This window comes from Argonema galeatum A003/A1 (assembly GCF_023333595.1).
GTDB lineage: Bacteria > Cyanobacteriota > Cyanobacteriia > Cyanobacteriales > Aerosakkonemataceae > Argonema > Argonema galeatum.
Genome location: NZ_JAIQZM010000010.1, coordinates 72,609 through 92,103 on the forward strand (window position 1 = coordinate 72,609; position 19,495 = coordinate 92,103).

At 45.3% G+C, this 19,495-nt stretch carries 18 protein-coding genes and 3 tRNA genes; 14 read left to right on the plus strand and 7 right to left on the minus strand.

Annotation, left to right across the window (positions count from 1 at the left end; translation table 11 throughout):
- The coding region (locus LAY41_RS12760; RefSeq protein ID WP_249098034.1) for an ATP-binding protein at nt 1-2,468 on the minus strand (2,468 nt) is incomplete at its 3' end.
- 154 nt (nt 2,469-2,622) lie between these two features.
- Here LAY41_RS12760 and LAY41_RS12765 point away from each other — a divergent pair.
- From LAY41_RS12765 to LAY41_RS12775, 3 genes are all read left to right on the plus strand, one after another.
- Nucleotides 2,623-2,838, plus strand: a complete 216-nt coding sequence (locus LAY41_RS12765; RefSeq protein ID WP_249098036.1) for a hypothetical protein — start codon at nt 2,623-2,625, stop codon at nt 2,836-2,838.
- 769 nt (nt 2,839-3,607) lie between these two features.
- Entirely contained in the window at nt 3,608-3,748 is a 141-nt protein-coding gene (locus tag LAY41_RS12770) for a hypothetical protein (protein ID WP_249071203.1), read from the plus strand.
- Between the two features lie 232 nt (nt 3,749-3,980).
- A complete protein-coding gene (locus LAY41_RS12775) occupies nt 3,981-5,642 on the plus strand; it encodes a DUF1565 domain-containing protein (RefSeq protein WP_249098038.1) in 1,662 nt (553 codons plus the stop codon).
- A gap of 504 nt (nt 5,643-6,146) precedes the next feature.
- Here the strand turns inward: LAY41_RS12775 and LAY41_RS12780 are convergent.
- The gene (locus LAY41_RS12780; RefSeq protein ID WP_249098040.1) at nt 6,147-6,458 is read right to left on the minus strand and encodes a DUF3493 domain-containing protein; all 312 of its coding nucleotides are present in this window, start codon (nt 6,456-6,458) and stop codon (nt 6,147-6,149) included.
- 170 nt (nt 6,459-6,628) lie between these two features.
- Between LAY41_RS12780 and LAY41_RS12785 the strand changes: the two genes are divergently transcribed.
- On the plus strand, nt 6,629-8,455 hold the full coding sequence (locus LAY41_RS12785) for an ABC transporter ATP-binding protein (RefSeq protein ID WP_249098043.1): 1,827 nt from the start codon (nt 6,629-6,631) through the stop codon (nt 8,453-8,455).
- 10 nt (nt 8,456-8,465) lie between these two features.
- Here LAY41_RS12785 and LAY41_RS12790 read toward each other — a convergent pair whose 3' ends face one another.
- Nucleotides 8,466-9,689, minus strand: coding sequence for an RNA-guided endonuclease InsQ/TnpB family protein (locus tag LAY41_RS12790; protein WP_249098044.1), 1,224 nt, complete (start codon nt 9,687-9,689; stop codon nt 8,466-8,468).
- A 262-nt stretch (nt 9,690-9,951) separates the two neighbouring features.
- On the opposite strand from LAY41_RS12790, the gene LAY41_RS12795 reads away from it, so the two are divergent.
- The 3 genes from LAY41_RS12795 to LAY41_RS12805 all read left to right on the plus strand — a co-directional run bounded on the left by LAY41_RS12795 (nt 9,952) and on the right by LAY41_RS12805 (nt 11,340).
- Complete coding sequence (locus LAY41_RS12795; protein WP_249098046.1) at nt 9,952-11,028, plus strand: hemolysin family protein; 1,077 nt, start codon at nt 9,952-9,954, stop codon at nt 11,026-11,028.
- 96 nt (nt 11,029-11,124) lie between these two features.
- Nucleotides 11,125-11,209 (plus strand) — tRNA-Tyr (locus LAY41_RS12800).
- Nucleotides 11,210-11,268: 59 nt separating this feature from the next.
- Nucleotides 11,269-11,340 (plus strand) — tRNA-Thr (locus LAY41_RS12805).
- Between the two features lie 251 nt (nt 11,341-11,591).
- Here LAY41_RS12805 and LAY41_RS12810 read toward each other — a convergent pair.
- Nucleotides 11,592-11,665: transfer RNA gene (locus LAY41_RS12810), tRNA-Arg, on the minus strand.
- A 17-nt stretch (nt 11,666-11,682) separates the two neighbouring features.
- A complete protein-coding gene (locus LAY41_RS12815) occupies nt 11,683-11,964 on the minus strand; it encodes a hypothetical protein (protein ID WP_249098048.1) in 282 nt (93 codons plus the stop codon).
- On the opposite strand from LAY41_RS12815, the gene LAY41_RS12820 reads away from it, so the two are divergent.
- From LAY41_RS12820 to cutA, 5 genes are all read left to right on the plus strand, one after another.
- Entirely contained in the window at nt 11,963-12,622 is a 660-nt protein-coding gene (locus tag LAY41_RS12820) for an Npun_F0813 family protein (RefSeq protein WP_249098050.1), read from the plus strand. The two genes, LAY41_RS12815 and LAY41_RS12820, sit on opposite strands and share 2 nt — an antisense overlap.
- 148 nt (nt 12,623-12,770) lie before the next feature.
- Nucleotides 12,771-13,814 carry a hypothetical protein gene (locus LAY41_RS12825; RefSeq protein WP_249098052.1) on the plus strand — a complete coding sequence of 348 codons (1,044 nt, stop codon included), beginning with the start codon at nt 12,771-12,773 and terminating at the stop codon, nt 13,812-13,814.
- A gap of 5 nt (nt 13,815-13,819) precedes the next feature.
- The gene (locus LAY41_RS12830) at nt 13,820-14,764 is read left to right on the plus strand and encodes a helix-turn-helix domain-containing protein (RefSeq protein ID WP_249098054.1); all 945 of its coding nucleotides are present in this window, start codon (nt 13,820-13,822) and stop codon (nt 14,762-14,764) included.
- 461 nt (nt 14,765-15,225) lie between these two features.
- The gene (locus tag LAY41_RS12835) at nt 15,226-16,095 is read left to right on the plus strand and encodes a pentapeptide repeat-containing protein (RefSeq protein WP_249098056.1); all 870 of its coding nucleotides are present in this window, start codon (nt 15,226-15,228) and stop codon (nt 16,093-16,095) included.
- 19 nt (nt 16,096-16,114) lie between these two features.
- Nucleotides 16,115-16,450 (plus strand): divalent-cation tolerance protein CutA, encoded by a 336-nt coding sequence (gene cutA, locus LAY41_RS12840; protein ID WP_249098059.1) that lies wholly within the window; start codon nt 16,115-16,117, stop codon nt 16,448-16,450.
- 236 nt (nt 16,451-16,686) lie between these two features.
- Here the strand turns inward: cutA and LAY41_RS12845 are convergent, their stop codons facing one another.
- A complete protein-coding gene (locus LAY41_RS12845; protein ID WP_249098062.1) occupies nt 16,687-17,283 on the minus strand; it encodes a Uma2 family endonuclease in 597 nt (198 codons plus the stop codon).
- A 278-nt stretch (nt 17,284-17,561) separates the two neighbouring features.
- Here LAY41_RS12845 and LAY41_RS12850 point away from each other — a divergent pair, with 278 nt between their 5' ends.
- Both LAY41_RS12850 and LAY41_RS12855 read left to right on the plus strand, forming a co-directional pair.
- Nucleotides 17,562-17,783 (plus strand): hypothetical protein, encoded by a 222-nt coding sequence (locus tag LAY41_RS12850; RefSeq protein WP_249098064.1) that lies wholly within the window; start codon nt 17,562-17,564, stop codon nt 17,781-17,783.
- Entirely contained in the window at nt 17,761-18,090 is a 330-nt protein-coding gene (locus LAY41_RS12855) for a type II toxin-antitoxin system PemK/MazF family toxin (protein WP_249098066.1), read from the plus strand. The genes LAY41_RS12850 and LAY41_RS12855 overlap by 23 nt, the downstream gene beginning before the upstream one ends.
- Nucleotides 18,091-18,372: 282 nt before the next feature.
- On the opposite strand, the gene LAY41_RS12860 is transcribed toward LAY41_RS12855, so the two are convergent.
- The gene (locus tag LAY41_RS12860) at nt 18,373-19,494 is read right to left on the minus strand and encodes a DNA methyltransferase (RefSeq protein WP_249098069.1); all 1,122 of its coding nucleotides are present in this window, start codon (nt 19,492-19,494) and stop codon (nt 18,373-18,375) included.
- Between the last annotated feature and the right edge of the window lies 1 nt (nt 19,495).

Here is a 19,495-nt window from a genome sequence, read left to right on the forward strand (position 1 = left end):
GTGCGTCCGAGTTCTTGAAGTAACCAACCTAAGCGGTTGAGTCCAATGGCAAGTTGTCGTTGGTCTTTGAGTTCTTCACTGATGTCAACTTGACGCTGGAAAACACTTACTGCCTCATCAGTGCGTCCGAGTTCTTGAAGTAACCAACCTAAGCGGTTGAGTCCAATGGCAAGTTGTCGTTGGTCTTTGAGTTCTTCGCTGATGTCAACTTGACGCTGGAAAATACTTACCGCCTCATCAGTGCGTCCGAGTTGTTGAAGTAATCCGCCTAAGCAGTTGAGTCCAATGGCAAGTTGTCGTTGGTCTTTGAGTGCTTCGCTGATGGCAATGTGGCGCTGGAAAGCGCTTAGGGCTTCTTCAGTGCGTCCGAGTTGTTGAAGTAATCCGCCTAAACGGTTGAGTCCAATGGCAAGTTGTTGTTGATTTTTCAGTGCTTCACTGATGGCAATGCAGCGCTGGAAAGCACTTAGGGCTTCTTTGGTGTGTCCGAGTTGTTGAAGTAATCCGCCTAAGCAGTTAAGTCCAATGGCAAGTTGTCGTTGGTCATTGAGTGCTTCGCTGATGTCAACTTGACGCTGGAAAGCCCTTAGAGCTTCTTCGTTACGTCCGAGTTGTTGAAGTAATGCGCCTAAACGGTTGAGTCCAATGGCAAGGGAACGTTGGTCTTTGAGTGCTTCATCAATCTCAACACTGCGCTGGAAAACATCTAGGGCTTCTTCAGTGCGTCCTTGCTTTTGCAGTATGCCTCCCAAAGTCGTCAGCCACTTTGCCTCGAAAAGCTGACGAGTGCTTACAACTTCAATTCGACCAAGAATTTCTGGAATCGCTGCCAAAACCTTTTCAGCCGTAGAAAATTCACCTTGGAGAGATAGATATTTTGCCTCTTGAATTCGGAATTTAACGGCAAAATCCCAATTATTCAGGCATTCTGCTAACCGTTGCATCCTCGACATCAGCACAACCGCTTGCTTCCAATAGCCGTACTGTTCAAAAAACGGTTGCAGACATTTGGCAAATTCATAATCTGCTGTTTCCTGGCGCTGCATCCAGTTCGCCGCTAAGATAATTTCCTCGAGTTCTTCTGCGATCGCCGAAGCTACAACCGAATCATTTACATCCCCAGACTTAACCCACTCAATATAAAACTCAGCGTGTCGTGCTGCTGCTAATTCTTTCAATTGCTGTTTCTCTGAGAGTTCCCCTGCAAACAAGCGAATGAGTGGGTGAAATACGAAGCGGTTTTCTCCTATATCAGAATAGTTGAGTAGAGAAAGGCGGTAGAGATAATCCAGATAATCCTGGGCTAGAAACTCATCCTCGCATCCACCCGCCACCATTGCCGATCGCAAAGAAAATCCATCCTCAGCACAAACACTCAGACAGGCAAAAAAATCAATCTCCTCCGGTTCGAGCATTTCCAAGCTCAGAGACAGGGACGCTTGGACATTGAGATGTTCATCTCCGCGAACCTTTAGCCTTCCCAGTCGCGATCGCTCTTCGCGCAATGAAGTGCCATAGTCCGAGAGACGACGTTCTCCTCTGAGTAGTAACGCCGCCCCCACGATTTGCAAGGCAAGGGGTAAATAACCCACCAATCGGATAATTTCTTGAGCCGCTTCCCGTTCAGCAGTCACCCGTTGTTGACCTAAAAGCCGCTCTAGCAATACCAGAGCATCGGTCTCTGACAATGGCGTAAGGTCAATTCTGCCTTCCTCTGGAATATCTAAGTTAATGGGCAGTTGGCGATCGCGGGTAGTAATAATCACCGCGCATCGGTTGCCCCCCGGACGCAAAATTCTGATCTTGGTGCTGTCAGCATTGTCGAAAATCAGCAGCATCCGACGATGTGCAAAAACCTCTTGCATTAGGGTGGCGGCATCCCGTTCATCCTCCGGATCGAGTTCCTCGCCACAGCGACGGGCAAACTCGCGGGCGATCGCGTCTGGCTCCTTGCCATCCACCCGTAATCCAATTACCCCATCGGGAAAATCATCTTTATATTGAGTAGCAAAGTGGCAAGCCAGGGCAGATTTACCAATTCCTCCCGCGCCAGCTAACCCCACAATGCTACATATTTTCGCCCCCTGGCGATCGCTCAACAATTGTTTGAGTTTATCTAACTGCTCCGTTCTTCCAGTGAAGGTAGACACATCCAGTTGCGGTAACACAAAGGGAATTTTATCGGCTGGGTTTCTCTTTTCTTTCCGATCTTCCTTGGGAGGTGGAGATGAATCATCGCCATTGAGTTGCCCTAGATCAGCGACATCTTGCCATTCTAAGTTTAAAACCCGGCAAAATTCGTAAAAATTGGCTGAATCAACAGGTCTGCCGTTGAGGAAATTTTGGACAGTAGATTCAGCGAGCGCCAAATGTAGTGCTACATCTTTCTGGGTTGGAAAACCATTTTTCTTAACCGCCTGTTTAACTTGCGGGATTAATTCTTGACGAACCCAAATGGAACGCGACATGAATTATTGACAGAATATCTTTCTAGAGCATAACCCCTTTTTTGAGCAAGTCAGCACTAACTTGGCATTAAGTCGGCACTGAGTCAGAGATTTTCAGCGCTGAACTCAGCACTGAGGCGGTTTTCATGGAATTAAGTCGATATGAGATACAGCCATGAAAACACGAAACCGCCTGTTTTTCACCCAACTCCTGCAAATCATCTCAAAGAGGATGAGAAAAGAAGTAGATCTCAAGTTATTGCTAGAACTGCTGAATATCGCCTCTGCCATCATTACTCTGTATTCTGCGCCACCCATCGTTGGGTTTGTTGCGGGTGGCGTGGCTATCTGTTGTCTCATCTTCAAATCGAAAGATAACAAGCCCCAATAATAATGTGGCCGATTCAGGTAAGTCTGTGTATCCTTACCTGAATCGGCTAACGGATTCTCGATCTTTCTGGGGGATTTGAGGAGTAGTCAAGAAGATTGTTACATAGAGGCGAGGTGCTAAGGTTGCTTCGTCTCTGACTATTTAGCGGCAATGGTTAATTTAACGTGAGTTCGATGGGAAATTTAAGCGTATGGGGTGGTCACAATTCACAGAAAAACACCGTTCGGACTTCGGCGTGAGCGCGGAAGTTGAGCTTTGTCGAAACTCAGTCGAACGCTGACGCTCACGGCGAAGCCACAAGCTATCAGTCCCTTAACAAGAGGGAATCAGCTTTTGATATTTAATGTTTATTGAAGAAAGTGTACTTTATTGAAAATAGTAAAGTGATTCTTCAAGGTCATATAATGATGGTTGCTCTGGTTGATAAGTATAAGCGATCATTCCGGCTACTAAGTTTACCATGAAATTCGCTACTTTTCGATGTCATGATTTCACTCAACTCTAATTGAGATTTGGGCAGGTGTTGACCGACCACTTCTGGTAAGAGCATTTGTACTAATAGTGGCTCAAACAATTGACAAAAATCATCGACATCACAAAAAATTTCGCCTTTTGTCTAAGTGCGAGGATTTGTATTCCATAAAAGCCCACCTAGCTCTCTAATATCTTTGGGATTAAATTTCTATTCTTGCTGAAACTGATTAAATCATAATTTGAGATTTGATGCTAGCACAAATGAAGCGATCGCCCACCGAGCGAGAGCCCATCAATGAAGCGATCGCCCACCGAGCGAGAACCCATCAATGAAGCGATCGGACTCCATCGAACTCACGTTAGTACGGGACTGGTGTGGGCGATCGCAGCGCATAGCTGGACAAGGAAGCGTCAAATTTTACGTCAAGGCAGCTAAATTTTAGGTGCTATTCCTTGCGTAAATTACACCATTCATGATATAATTTCAAGTCTCTGTTGGCTAACGGTGCAGGCTGGACATCCATCCAAAGCGGAACTTGGCAAGTGAGGAAATTGTCCTCAGATTTGTAGCACACCTTTGAGACTGACGACCATTTCAACTATCCTCAAACCAGAGGATGATTCCATATCCCTAAAGCACAGGAATTGAGCATAGCATAAGCATTCAGATGAATAAACATTCCTCTTGTGATATCGATCGCGTCGTTTCTGCCAAACCCATTGCATTTGTTATACCCATTGGACTAGCAGCACTTTACTTGCTTTCTGCTGCCAGTGGGCTAATATCTCAACCAGCCTGGGCAAATACCAAATCAGCACCTTTGCAAATAGCGCAAACCCCAGCTAGTGCAAACATTCTTTACATCAATCCCCAAACCGGCAACGACAGTGCAGGTACTAGCAACAGCCAAGCTACGCCATACCGCACGATTACTTTCGCCCTTGGACAAGCGCAACCGGGCACTACTATTCAACTAGCGCCGGGTTCCTACACAGCAGAAACCGGCGAAGTTTTTCCGCTGGTAATCAAACGCGGTATCACTCTACGCGGTGACGAATCCACCAAGGGTCAGGGCATCGTTATTATTGGTGGGGGTCAGTACATCAGTCCCACATTTTCCCGTCAAGACGTTACCATACTTGCCGAGACAGAAAGCCAGATAACAGGTTTGACTATTACCAATCCAAATAAACGGGGTACTGGTGTGTGGGTAGAATCGACTAATCCCACGATCGGCAATAACACCTTCAGCGATAGTAAGAGAGAAGGCGTTTTTGTCACTGGTAACGGTACACCCAAGATTCAAAATAACCTGTTTACTCGTAACGATGGCAACGGCATCTCAATTGCTCGTTCTGCCGCTGGAGAAATTCGCGCTAACTTATTTCAGAGTACCGGCTTTGGGATTGCGATCGGCGGTACAGCATCTCCTTTAGTTGTCGAAAACCGCATTATCCAAAACACCGACGGTATTTATATCAACGATTCCGCTCGCCCCGTGCTGCGTAACAACCTAATTCAAAACAACACACGGGATGGGGTCGTGGTAACCATTAACGCTCAACCCGATCTCGGAACGGCAAGCAACCCAGGCAACAACATTATTCGTAACAACGGTAAACTTGACCTGCACAATGCAACTACCAGCAATACTATCGTCGCTGTTGGCAACGACATCAATCGCAGCCGTATTTCCGGTCAAGTGGATTTCGTTGCTGCCGAGGTAAAGCCGCCAGCAGGGGGTGGATCTTCGGCTTTTGCCGATATCGAGGGTCACTGGGCTAAACCTTATATCGAAGCTCTCGCTGCCAAAGGTATTATTGCCGGATTTTCCGATGGCACTTTTCGTCCCCGCGAGCCAGTTAACCGCGCTCAGTTCGCCGTCATCATCAACAAAGCTTTTTCTCCCACGGCGACTCGCCCCGCCATAAACTTTACTGATGTCGCTAGGAATTTCTGGGCTAATCAAGCTATTCAAGGGGCTTACCAGGGTGGTTTTCTTTCTGGCTATGAGGGTCGCGTTTTTAGGCCGCTACAGGAAATCACTAGAGTTCAAGCTCTCGTTTCCCTTGCCAGTGGTTTAAAGTTGCCTCCAGGAAATACAAACGTGCTTTCCTTTTTCAAAGATGCAGATCAAATTCCTAACTATGCAGCCCCAGCAGTGGCGGCAGCAACTCAGCAGAAGTTGGTGGTTAACTATCCACAGCAGAATTTTTTAAATCCCAACCAAGTGGCAACTCGCGCAGACGTTGCGGCTTTTGTCTACCAGGCACTTGTCAACGCCGGACGCGCTCAAGCTATTCCTTCGCCGTACATAATCGGGGGGTAGAAAGAATTTTAGGTTTTAGATTTTAGATTTGATCGATTGAAATTAAATCTGAAATCTGAAAATTAATTTTTTTTGATGCCATAAGGTATTGCAGGTTCTACAGAAACCGGGTTTCTGGTTCACTGCATCTGCCCCAACTCAAAAATAAAGCGCCAGATCTCAGGATGTTGAGGTCTGACGCTTTTACCATGACTTTAAAGAATTGTCAAGGTTTTGATATCGTTAGGGTCTTTAGGCTAGCTGACCCCATTTAAACGTTTAGTAGTGGTTTTATGTTCAGGGTCTATAAATTGGCTGACCCCGTTTGAACAATTTTTATATTCACACATACTATCCGCAAACATAAATTTCGTAATAATTTCTTTATATTTTTTGCTGTTTCTCTCCAAATATTACAATTAGTAAAATTTTATGTCGTTTATCTTGCGTTTTGCAAAACTTTGTGGTAAAAGATTGAATACCACAAAGTTGCGCTTGAATGAGTATAGTTACTCAGAAACTAAACTAGCTTTTTTTTGTTCTCGACCTTCGCGCCGATCGTTGTTCCCAGCGAAATAGCCAAATCATCAGCGCCACTACACCCACTTGGAGAGCTAAATTAGGCAAAGCCGAGCCAACTTCTTGACCAGCCGCTAACTGAGCCAAGAAGACGATCGCACCGATAAAACCCGAAGCGCCGCAAGCGAAGTATATAAATTGTCTTAGACCTCGGTAAGGCGCAGCAATCTCTGCTTTCAGTCGATCGTATTGTTCGGGACTGACTGTTTTGGATCTTTTAGGGTTTTGGGTGCGATTATTTGGAATTGGGTCTGCCATGAACGTCAATTTAGGTGAAAACTTCTCTGTGTAAGATATATCGTCTCTGATCGGGTTGAGAATATACACCCTTTGGCAGACAAATAGACTAATACTACATATATAATACAGAAAGCCCAGCAAAACATAACTCTAAGATCTGGGATCGATCGTTGTTCCAAACCCGCTTCATGGCAAATTTTCGAGATATTGTCAGATACTATCAGCCATATAAGGCGATCGCGCTCTTTAGTATTGCCGCAGCCAGCGCCTTTGAAATCCTTGACCTCGCGGTTCCTTACACCATTGGGCAGATTTTAAACGTCCTGTCCGCACAACCAGTCGATGGGCCATTGCAAAAAGCGATCGCAGCAGCATCTGCACTCACCGGGATGCCTGCAAACCAGTTTTTATCCCTGGCTGTCCTATTAAGCTTAATCTTTTTAGTAACCGTGGTGAGAGCGCCCATTCAACCTTGGCTAAGCGCCTGGTTTCATTGGGATATAGCCCTGCGTTCCCGTCGGGATAATTCTCAAAAAGCCCTGGAAAAAATCCTCACCCTCCCCCTAGAATTCTACGACGAAAACAACCCCGGACGCATTGCCGGAAAAGTAGCTAGAGGCATTGCCAACCACACCTGGAGTTACCCCGAAATCGCAGGACAAATGATTCCCAAACTATTCCGAGTATTGGGAATATTTGTAATGATTTGGTTTATCGAGTGGCGAATTGCCATTTTATTCCTGATTTCCTTTGTATTTATTCTCAGCTTCAGTATCAAAGATTTGAAAAGGATAATAAAAATAGAAGAAAAACTGGACAAATACACTGAAGATACAGAAAGCCGCACCTCTGAAATCATCACAAACATCAAAACAGTTAAAGCCTTTGCTACCGAAACCCAAGAACTGAAACGACAACGCTCGCGCTTCTATCGGGAATTTAAAGTGGTTGACTACCGCATACACAAAGGTTACGTCAAGCTAAACACTTGGCAAAGAACCGTCGTTCAGTTTTGTGTATTTATGGTACTGGGTTTGACTCTGGCAGCCACAGTTGGAGGTAAGATTTCACTGGGACATTTCATAACCACTTTAACTGTATCGAGCATGGCATACTCCGAAGTGGAACCGCTCAGCCAATTGGCAGAAATTTTTGCCCGTCGATATGCTTCCATGCTCAGTTTTCACGAATTTATACAGAAGCCATCTGGACAAGATTCTGTTGAGATTTTCCCATCTGGATTAAGCTCGTCTCCCAACACCACAGCTTATAAATTTACTGGCAAAGTAGAATTTTGCCAGGTGAGTTTTGGGTACGACTCTAGCCGTCAAGTGTTGGAAAACATCAACTTGCTGATAGAGCCTTGTCAAACTGTGGCGCTAGTGGGCCGATCGGGATCTGGTAAATCTACCTTAGTGAAGCTGCTGTTTAGGTATTTTGAACCAAACCAAGGGCGAATTTTAATAGATGGAGAAGACATTCGCACTCTGGATGCCACAGGATATCGACGCAGATTAGCCATTGTCCACCAAGAGGTAGATATCTTCAACGGCACCTTACTGGATAACTTGAGATACGGCAATTCTAATGCCAGTTTCGAGCAGGTGCAGGAAGCTTGCCGCATTGCCAGAGTAGACGAAGTAATCCAGCAGATGTCCCAAGGTTACTATACGATCGTCGGAGAGCGGGGAGTCCGCTTATCTGGCGGACAGCGACAGCGTTTGGGAATTGCTAGGGCGCTTTTAGTCGAACCAGACGTTCTGATTTTCGATGAAGCGACATCCAGCCTAGACTACGAATCAGAGCGATCGATCCAGTTGGCCATGCGTAGTATATTAGGCACTCGTACTGCGATCGTGATCGCCCACCGACTCAGTACCGTTCGCGAAGCAGACAAAATCGTAGTTCTCGATCGCGGACAGATCGTCGAAGTTGGTAACCATACTGAACTCTTGCGCCGCAAGGGGATTTATCGGCGTCTGCACTCACTGCAAGAAACAGGAGAATTACTGTGAACTACCCACACTAAATCGAAGCGATTATAGTGTGGGCTTCTAACATCACAGAAGAATGCCTCAGAACAGACTTGCGTCCAATCTTTGGTCTTACTCCCCCTCCGTTAGCAAAAACGGCTGTTCCATCCGTCTGTAGTATTCTGATGCCTTCCGCTCTAATATTTGTTGCGGCGTTACCATCACGGTCGTGACAAGTACCGCAATTAGGACAAATCCACTCCCTAATATCGAGCGGTAACTTATCAATCTGGTAATAGCAATTAGAGCAGAGCTTAGAACTGGGGAACCAACGGTCAATTTCAACCAACTTGCCACCTTTTTTCTCTAGCTTGTAAGCTAGGAAATTAATAAAGGTTCCCCATCCCACATCAGATATGGCTTTAGCTAAATTGTGATTGCGTACCATGCCTTTGACATTAAGATTCTCTACTACGACAACTTGGTTTTCATTGACGAGCTTTCGGGAAAGCTTGTGTAGAAAATCCTGACGGGATTTAGCTACCCGTTCGTACAATGCGGCTACAATCTTTTTGGCTTTGTTCCTTGATTTACTTCCTTTCTGTTTTTTAGCCAGCTTTTGCTGCTTGCGTTTGAGGTTTTTCTCGTGTTTGGCTAGATGCTTAGGATTATCATACTTAGAAACTTTGCAGCCATTGCTCGTAATGGCAAAATGAGTCAATCCCAAGTCAATCCCAATTACTTTACCTTCCGTTGAAACGGCTGGATTGTCGCCTTCACTCTCCGTCAATATTGATGCAAAGTATTTCCCAGAAGGATCTAAACTGACCGTTACGGTTTTAATTGTTCCTTCTATGTTCCTGTGCAGCTTGGCTTTAACTTTGCCGACCTTACCCGGAAACTGAACAAATCCATCAAGTATCTTGACATTTTGAGGATACTGAATTGATTGCTTACCGTGCTTTGACTTGTAACGCGGGAACCTCGCACGACCTGCAAAAAAGTTTTTATAGGCAGTTGTGAGGTTGAGCGTTGTTGCCTGCAAGATTTGGCTGTAGCATTCAGACAACCAAAGCGTTTCTTCGGCTTTCTTGAGTTTTGGTAAAAAGGCGTTGAGTGCTGACTGACCAAGGCTTTTACCCGTTTCTTTATAAGTCTCTATTGACTTATTTAGACCATAGTTCCACCACCATCTGGCACAGCCAAAGTGCTGAGACAGTAGGGCTTGTTGCTCTAATGTTGGATCAAGTCGAACCTTGATGGCAGTATGCAGCATCTCCTTACCTCCTTACTGCATTATACACATTTCAGTAAAATATCCACAAAGATAAAGATTTGGAGATTTCCGTACCGTTCGGCTGAGGCTCACGGCGAAGCCTACAATCTCCCTGCCTTTCATCCCGCCGCTAAACTGGGTACAGTTATAGCGGGGGACAACAGGAGCGAGGAGTTAAAGTAAAAAAGTAAAAAGAAAAAGGTAATAGAGAAATATTTTCTTTTACCTTTTGCCTTTTACCTTTTGCTCTTTACAAAATCCTGTGATTTCTTTACCCGTTCAATCCTACATTCTAGCTACCTCTGAGATCGGCCCCCTCTTGGGAAGTATTTGGCTCGATATTGCGGTATTGGGATTAATGCTTTTGCTTTCGGCATTCTTCTCAGGTTCTGAAACCGCAATTACAGGACTGGACAATTTCAAACTCCGGGCTCTAATTAAAGAGCAAGGAGACCCGACAAGGATTTTTACCCTGGTACTGGAGAAACGCGCTCGGTTTATCACCACCCTCTTGGTGGGTAACAACCTGGTGAATAATTTTTCTGCTATTCTCACCAGTAACCTATTTGTCTTGTGGTTAGGCAATGCGGGACTGGGTATTGCCACTGCCGTTGTCACATTTTTGGTCTTGATTTTTGGCGAAGTTACGCCCAAATCCCTCGCAATGAACAATGTGATGGGATTTTTCAGGCTGGCAGTTCGCCCCGTTTACTGGCTGTCAATAGCGCTAGGGCCGGTGATTTATGTATTTGAGAACATTGCCCAGAGCGTGATTCGGTTGTTTCAGGGGGGCGCTGTTCCGCAGGGAGAGTCATTAAGAGACCTCCAGCTAATGATCGAAATTTTGGGCGGCAAAGGTCACTTAGACTTGGATAAACGCCAGTTGCTGAGCAAAGCGCTGACGCTGGACAGCCTCAACGCCCGCGATTTGGTCAAGTCTCGCATTGAGATGCGGACAATTTCTCATGAAGCCACCCTTGAGGATTTAGTGAATTTATGTTTGGAAACAGGATATTCTCGTATCCCAGTCCAAGAAGAATCTAAGGATCGGATTGTGGGAATTGTCCACCTCAAGCGGGCCCTCCAGCACCTAAATCATTCGCAAGCATTGGGCCGCACTCAAGTCCCGGTGACCGAAGCTGGAGACCCGCCACTCTACGTACCCGAAACTAAGCGAATTCCCAACTTGCTCAAAGAAATGCTCAAATTGCGCTTGCATATTGCCATTGTGGTCGATGAGTACGGCGGGACAGTCGGCTTAATCACTCTAGAAGATATTCTGGAAGAGCTGGTCGGAGAAATCTATGATGAGAGTGATTTCCCGGTACGGGCTAATTGAGCCAGAAATTTACTTGTCTGAGAGCAGAGATAAATTTTCAAAAAAAACTTTGCATCTACAGATTCTTGTGCTACTATTGGTAATCGTGGGTAACAAGGGTCGATGCCCGAGTGGTTAATGGGGGCGGACTGTAAATCCGCTGGCTACGCCTACGCTGGTTCAAATCCAGCTCGGCCCACCACGAATTAAGTAAAAAGTAAAAAACATTTTCTTTTGTCTTTTACTTTTAGCTTATTTTTTGCCCGTGTAGCTCAGTGGTAGAGCACACCCTTGGTAAGGGTGAGGTCACGAGTTCAATCCTCGTCACGGGCTTGTAAGAAAACAAGATAGCATAAGGGTTTCAGCTGATAAGGTAGTCTGCGATCGGGATAAAAACTCCGATTTAGAAGCTATTTTATTTGCTTTTTTGGGTCTCGTTTGGGTATCATCATCCGGTTTTTTCATATAGCCCGCGCTGGCGGTATGAGTTTCTGTAGGGTGCGGTCATAAGTAGTTGCTTGGCAGAAAGAGTCCCCCCTGTCCCCCTTGTCCCCCTTGTCCCTAGCCCCTAGCCCCTTCTTAAACGGGTGCGGCAGGACTCGAACCTGCGACTCGCAGCTTAGAAGGCTGCTACTCTATCCACCTGAGTTACGCACCCACTTGTGATCTGTCTGCCTATATTATCAAAATTGCTAAGATTTGTGGTGCAACAAGGCGATCGAATTTAAGATCGGAAACTTTTAAGAGGGCTGGCGGTGGAATAGGCATCTGATAGATGTACACTAAAAACCAAGAGAATGAGCCTTGGATAAGATAGTGTGATATTAATTTGCGATCGCAGTTCAGCCGCACCTGGTAAACCAGCATTCTGCATATCAAGAGTGTCGCAGGCGTAATTAAACTCAACGCCAAGAGCTGCACCCGGAGGTCCTGACAGGAGTCAATTGCCAGTGTCATGTTTATTCTGAAACGGCAGGATGTTGAAATAACTAGCGTTCAGCACCCAAAGCGGGACCAGCAGATTCCCATTCTCAATTACCAGGGGCAAACGTTTCGCTTAATCAGTGTGTTCCGAGCGAACCAAGAGGAAGAAGCCAAAGCCTTCTGGCGGGATCTGACGGATAACCGAGGGAAAGCCTGTGTCCTATTGGAGGAACCGGAACGATACAGCGTATGGGGCAAAATCCGTTTAGACCAGCTCACTAGCGATGTCCCTGGTGACGCGAAAACGATTGCTCTGACCCAAGCCTGTCTGTTGCTGCTGCAAGGGGTTTATATAGACATAGAAGATCTCTTAGGCGGCAGACAGGCTGGATTATTTGAAAAAAATCTCGCCGAAATACTTCAGCAGTGGCGCTTTCCACAGGCAGACTCGCCGCAAGCTGTCAAAAACCTGCTCACAATAGATCCGCTGAGTGCCAACCAACTTCCCCCCTGGGAAGAACATCATGTAATCACCCTGTTGCAGGAACTTTATCGTCTTGGTAAACAGTATTTCGGGAACTCCAGCTTTGTCAGTCGAGCTATGGAAACCTTACAAGACCTGCCAGCAGCCGATCAGGCGCAGTTTACAGAATGGTTGAATCAATCTCCCCTTGGTAAGCTGTGGCAATAGCGTTGAAAAGGTTCCCTATCATTTGCAATGACTTGTATATAGCCAAGACAAAGAGCTTCCTAATGGTGAAATTTACGATCTCAGCAGCGGTCAAAAGCTTATTGACGCCTGTGCTTTCCATCGCCAGCTATTCCCTCTATGAATCCCTATGAGCAACCCAACGGATAAATCATCCAATCCTAAAACTCTTTTGCCAGTACGGACAATTGTCCTAGCTGGAATTGCTTGGGCAGTTCTGGCCCTTTTGTTCTTTTTGATATTTAGCGTCACGACAGGGGACGATCGTCCGGTTTGGTACTTGATCGGCACTTATGTTTTTGAACAGGTGGCTTACCTGTCAGCAGCTTTACTGTGTTTTAGGAATTGGCGGAGTCCTCAGATTGTCAGCGGACGGAATGTCTGGCTGGGATTTGGTCTGGGGATGCTGTTTTATTTCATAGGGAACTTCATGTTTGGCTATTGGGAGTTGGCTTTAAAGATCGATCCAGATATATCTCTTGCCGATCCCTTTTTCATCGCTACTTATATTTCTCTAGGCTGGGGGATGATTCAAGCTGTTTCTTCAAGGCGGCTAAATCTGGAGAAGTGGCAGTGGGGAATTGTGGCGGGAATCGCAGCTATAGGGATTGTCCTAGCCTACTTTATTGCTCCCCCCGACTTTTCCAACAAAGCCCAGGCGGCAACCCCACCTTCGATCGTTGCCCAGGCAACCGCCCCAGCCTCACCCACGGCTAAGCCAGCGCCAAAAGCACCAGCAGTGCAGCCAACTGCTAAACCCAAGCCCACAGGAACAGCTAAACCAGCTACTAATGCTAAACCAGCCGCCTCAAAATTATCTTGGATTGAGGAACTGGACAATAAATTAAAGTTTCTTGTCCCTTGGTTGAATCTGTTTTACGTGGTTTGCGATGTTGCCCTGTTAATTCTTGCCACAATGTTATTATTAGCCTTCTGGGGAGGCCGTTTTTCCCAATCTTGGCGGATGATTGCAGGAGCAACTTTGTCACTTTACATCGCAGATATGTGGTTGAAATGGGCCCAAAAAAATATAGAGAATTACCAGAGTGGCTCTTTACCAGAAGTCTTTTGGGTATTCAGTGGCGTGCTGTTTGCCATTGGAGCTGCCCTCGAATACGATACATCAAGCCGTTCCCGCCGCACTGGTGGTGGGCGTAGACGCCCTGGAAGTTAAGCTTTATGACTGCTAAAAAATTAACTCAAGCTGACAAATCTGAGATCCTTAAGCTCTACAGAAATCCAGAAGAAACAACCTCAACATTGGCTCGCCGCTATGATGTGAGCCACTCTACGATTAGTCGCTTACTAAAAAGCACTTTGTCACCTGATGACTACGAAGTATTAATTCAGCAAAAACGTTCGATGCGCCCGCACACAGGCGTTTCTGAACCAGAAGCGCCTGTAGTGGAAGACCCGCTTAGCGAACCCACCGATGATGATGCACTAGAAGGATCGCGCGGTCTCAACAGACGCCTGCGACGGCGTTCCTCAGCGACATCTGCGTCTGTAAGCGAACATCTAACAGTGGCAGAAAAAGTTTCATCGCCACTGTTAGATGTTCGTGCCTCAACCACTGCTACAAAGGACGACGATTTGCTGCATGAACCCTACAGTGGGTCAAACAGCAGAATCAAAGAAATGCTGGGGGAAGATCTGCTAGACACTGAAGACGATCTGGCAGATTTGGATGATGATGACGATCGTGATGACGATGGTGATGATGATGATGATTTAGACTACACCGACGATGAAGATGACCTGGATGAGGAAATTATCCTCCCCAAAAGGCGGGTGCCCAGCAACGCTGTAGTTAGGGTTTTGCCACTGTCGGAGGCGTCCTTTCCCAAACCGTGCTATTTGGTGGTAGACCGTGCGGCAGAATTAATCACGCGACCGCTAAAGGATTTTGGCGACTTGGGTCAAATCCCCCAAGAGGAAGTTCAGCAGAGAACTCTGCCGGTTTTTGACAACCACAGAGTAGCTCGACGTTTTTCTAACCGCGCTCAGCGAGTGATTAAGGTTCCTGATGGCAAGATTCTCCAGAAGGCTTCTCCCTATTTGAAAGCTAAAGGTATTACGCGACTGCTAATAGATGGTCAGGTTTATTCGTTGCCAACAACTTAGACTCAAACCTAATAGCCTGGAGGTTTTCTGACTGGCTGCACTACGGTGAGGCGATCGCATAACCTGTGCGTCAGCGTCCTCTTTGGTATAGACATTGGGCTCGATCGCATCGGGGCAAGCCCATTGCCTTGCCCCTTGCCCCCGCCCCACCTATCAGAATATTTGCTTCAGAGTGTGTCTGACTCTTTATACTTCAGAACATAGTTGCTTTTCATAATTGAAAATATTTGTAACACAAATAACCCCTTCTACTATAATTGGCAACTTTTCAATAGTAAAATCTTTATTAAGAGAGCGCAGTTTATTTCATAGTAGCCCTCTTTCTTTATCACCCAGAACTAAACTGGGTACTCAATGCGAGCCGCTATTTTGTTTTTTAAAGCGGTTTAAGGATCGCTTGTCTCAAAAACTATCTCGATAGATTGTGAGACAAATTTGCAAGAACTAAAGGCAGTGAGAATATGAAAGTTAGCGAGATCCTAAAGCTTTATGAAGAGGGAAACAGAAATTTTGCTGGGGTCGATCTCAGTGGAGCTGATTTAACAGAAGTTACCCTAACAGGTGTAAACCTTACAGGCGCTAATTTAAGGGGAGCGAATTTCAGTCGGGCTTGTTTAACCAAGTCAGATCTAAGTGGCGCTTTACTAAACTGGGCAAATCTAACATTTGCCAAACTGGGCGAAGCCAAACTCGTCGAGGCAGATTTAATGAAAGCTCAGCTGGGCGGCGCTTTTTTTGTAAAATCAAAACTACCTGGGGCAAGGTTGAGTGGTGCCGATCTCAAAGGTGCTAATTTCCGAGGCGCGAATCTCTGGGGCGCGAATCTCTGCGGGGCTAATTTGCAAAGAATCAATCTGCGAGGCGCTAACCTCAGCGGAGCCAATCTTAACTGGGCAAATCTACAAGGTGCTAGATTGAGTGGGGCGATGCTGTATGGCGCTTTATTAAATGGTGTCAATCTCAGCGGAGCATTTTTGAATGGACTTGATTTGAGTGGCGTGGAGTTGGATGGAGTTAATATTAGCGAAGCAAAACTGAGTGGCGCTAACTTGGAAGGAGCTAATCTGATGGCAGCCGATCTAACTGAAGCCCTGCTGCGGGGAGTAAACTTAACGGGAGCAGACTTGACGGGAGCAAATCTAACAAGAGCTTATTTGGAAAAAGCTAACTTGAAATGGACAAGGTTGAGTCAGGCAGACTTGACTGATGCAAACCTCACAGATGCCACATTGACAGGGGCAAATATTGAAGGTGCCAAATTTACAGGTACAGTTTTACCTAGAGGAACTAGAGAGTGTTTTTACTTGGTTACAACTGATACTGCGGTGTAGTTGAAGGCGGTTGCAGGTGATGAATAACGGTGCTGAAACAGTTCGCTATGGTGTGGTACTGGTGACGGCTGGTACGCGGGAGGAAGGGGAAGCGATCGCACAAAATTTAGTAGAAGCAAAACTCGCCGCTTGCGTCAGTTTGATACCAATTAATTCTATTTACACTTGGCAAGGTGTTCTGCATAAAGAAGAAGAGTGGCAACTTTTAATTAAAACCGATCTGGCTAAATTTGAAATTCTGGAAGCAAAGATTCGAGAGTTGCATTCTTACGAAGTGCCAGAAATTATTGCTTTGCCGTTGGTTGCTGGTTCTGAGCCTTATTTGGCATGGATTTCGGAACAAGTGAAAGGGTAGGAATTATTCACAGGCTATCCTAGAAATTACGATCGCTTAGAAGGATATCCGCCATGAGTGAAGCCGCAACTAAAGGAGTTCGCTGGAATAGCACAGATTTAGAATTACTGCCGGAAAATGTCGGTACACGCTACGAAATTATCGATGGTGATTAGGTATGTAGTTGCGCTTTAGCGCTCTTATTAGAATTTGGATAAGAGCGCTAAAGCGCAACTACATACCTTTTTAGTTAAAAGCTATTTCTGAAGTGCTTGTTGAAAAGTCTTGATGGCATCAACATGATTTACGATATTAATGCAACGCAATAACAAATCGAGATCGATTCCTTTCACTTCTTCACTACTGGAAATCTTTTCATAGTAAAATTTATTTCCCTCTTCCCGCAGGTGATAAATTTCTAATACGCCATCTTCCCAAAACCAAACTTCTTTTATTTTCAGCCGCTTGTAGACTTCTAATTTGTTGATACCGCCACTGGAAAACACAACCTCGATCGCTAAATCGGGACGCGCTCGACCAGGAGCAAGTTTATAGGATTCATCCGCCTCTCGCTTAACGGCGGCTGTTTCATTTTCGAGGGTCATTGAGCCAGTTGGAGTAAAGTCAAACCCTGCCATGAGCAGGTATTGCTCCAACAATGCACCAATCCTTTGTTTAACGATTTCATGGGGTTCTCCTGACCTTCGTCGTATCTCCAGAACTCCTTCTAGGAAAGAAAGTCGATAGCCTGGACGGTCTAACAATTGCTCAACTGCTTTGAACTCTCTCCAGGTCAGTCCCTCAAATAAAAGGGGTGATTCTTTTGTGGGTGTTGCGATCGCGGCTGAGGTCATTTGAGTCTCCAGTCTGTTTCCAGATGAGAAATTAGTAATAAACTCAAAAGTGGGTAGGTGTCTTGCTTACCCTATATTTGAAATATTTTACAGGGCTTTTCAGGTGAGTGAGGTACATAGAAACCCGGTTTCTTGAAGAAACCGGGTTTCTGGGGTTTTATAGGGACACGGCGGCATAAATATTCATCTATAATGCAAAATATTAAATGATGCCGTGTCCCTACCGCAGCTGATTTGAGTGAGGATGATTTCAACTTGTAGACTATCAACAATGAAATATGAAAAGCGAACTAATCAAGTTAACTTATCAAGTACAACTCCAAGCAGGTGAAAAGTTAAATCTGCCAGCATCTTTAGTTGAGAGCTTGGGTGCAGGTGATTGGAGCATCACTATTGAGAAAATCAATACTATGCCTGAAACCATCCGCAACCATGATGCATTTTTGAATAGTTACGCACCTGAAGATGAGGGGTTGTATGATGACTATCCAGGCGGGTGATTTTTGGGTGGCGGAAATTAGGTTTACGGATGGAAGTGCATCTAAAAAGCGTCCTATCCTTGTACTTTGGTTAGATAGGCAGGATATTGTGGCAGCAGCCGTCACCTCTACTGTACCGCGCAGTCAGACTGATGTCGCGCTTAATGACTGGCAGGTAAGTGGTTTGCGGGTTGCTTCAACAGTACGATTGTCAAGATTGGATTGTTTGGAGCAATCTTTATTGCTGTATAAACTCGGTCATATTTCTGATGATGATGCACAGCGATTGCAGGATGTATGGGTGATGTATGTTAAGCCTCAGTTTTAATTTAACTATAAACTTGAGCGATCGCGGCAGGGGCTATTTGAGTGTCCAGTCTGTTTCCAGATGAGAAATTAGTAATAAACTCGAAACTGGGTAGGCGTCCCGCCCACCCATATTTGAAATATTTTACAGTAATTTTTGGGTGAGTGAGGTGCAGAGAAATCCGGTTTCTTGAACAATACCTTCGCCAAACCAAAAAATAGATTAATTTGTAGGTTGGGTTTCGCTCGCGTAAAATCTTCACTTCGATTTCCCAAAAATACAATATTTACAGCCGTGAACTATTTAGCATTGCATAATGATATCAATTTCACCTGGTTTCTTTAACTTATCTCCAAACAATGCTGTCTGTGTATTTTTAGTAAATGGTTGCTTAATATACTTTAGAGTTTTTTGTGGGAAAGCTTCACGCAAAGTGTCGATAGTTGTTTCGTGTGTAAAAATTCTGGCACTGGTTCTCACATAGATACTTGCTGTACTGGTCATAATTTCAGCGCATCCTTGGAAAACTGTTTGTAGCAAGTTGCGATAATCAGGCATAGACTCAAACTTACCCCGCCATTTTTCCCCTGTCCAAGTAGGTCTATTAGTCCCCCCCAACATCCACAGGCGTAACCATTGATCGTAGTGGTAATTCGTAATGCCGAAGTATGGAGGTGAAGTAAATAGAAGATTAAAACGACTCTGACTTCCAGAGGAGACTTTTTCAGCTAAATCACCGATCAATGAGGTACTATCACCCAAAAGCATATTTCCATTTTTTAGGTTTGGACTTCCTTTGGCATAACGCCATTCAATACGCTTAATTAGAAAGTTTACTGGATCAATTTCTGGGGGTGTTAGTTGTCTTTCTCTCCACCAACGTATTGAATAATCTGGACTCATTGCTTTTCCTTGTCGCATCTGGTTTGATAGTGAGTTTTCTCTTTGGCCGTGTAGGTGAACCAGTATTATTGCCATTAGTGTTGCATCAACTAAATTATTTTTCCAATCAAGTGCATCACGCGCAGCTACGAGATAGCGTAATACGCTTTGAGAATAACAAGCACTAAAGAATTCAGGCAAAATATCTAGTTTATGTTGTTCAACAGAAGCAGCTATGTCACCAAGATTTTTGATGCGCGTCCATACCTCAATCTTTGAGGCAGGTTTTAGTTTTACAAAACCATAGAGCCACCCAACAGGGTTGATTTCAATACCACAGCCCGATCTCTGCATTGCTGCTGCTGCATAGACGCTTGATGCGCGACCTGCAAACGGATCAATAACTGCATCTCCAGGCTTTGAATACTCTTCTACAACTTTGAAGGCGAATTCTTTGGGGAACATGGCGTAGTAGGGACCTAAGCCAGACCATCGACCGATGGCTGTACTCAAACTCAGTTGATTTACAGTTGAATTGCTCATC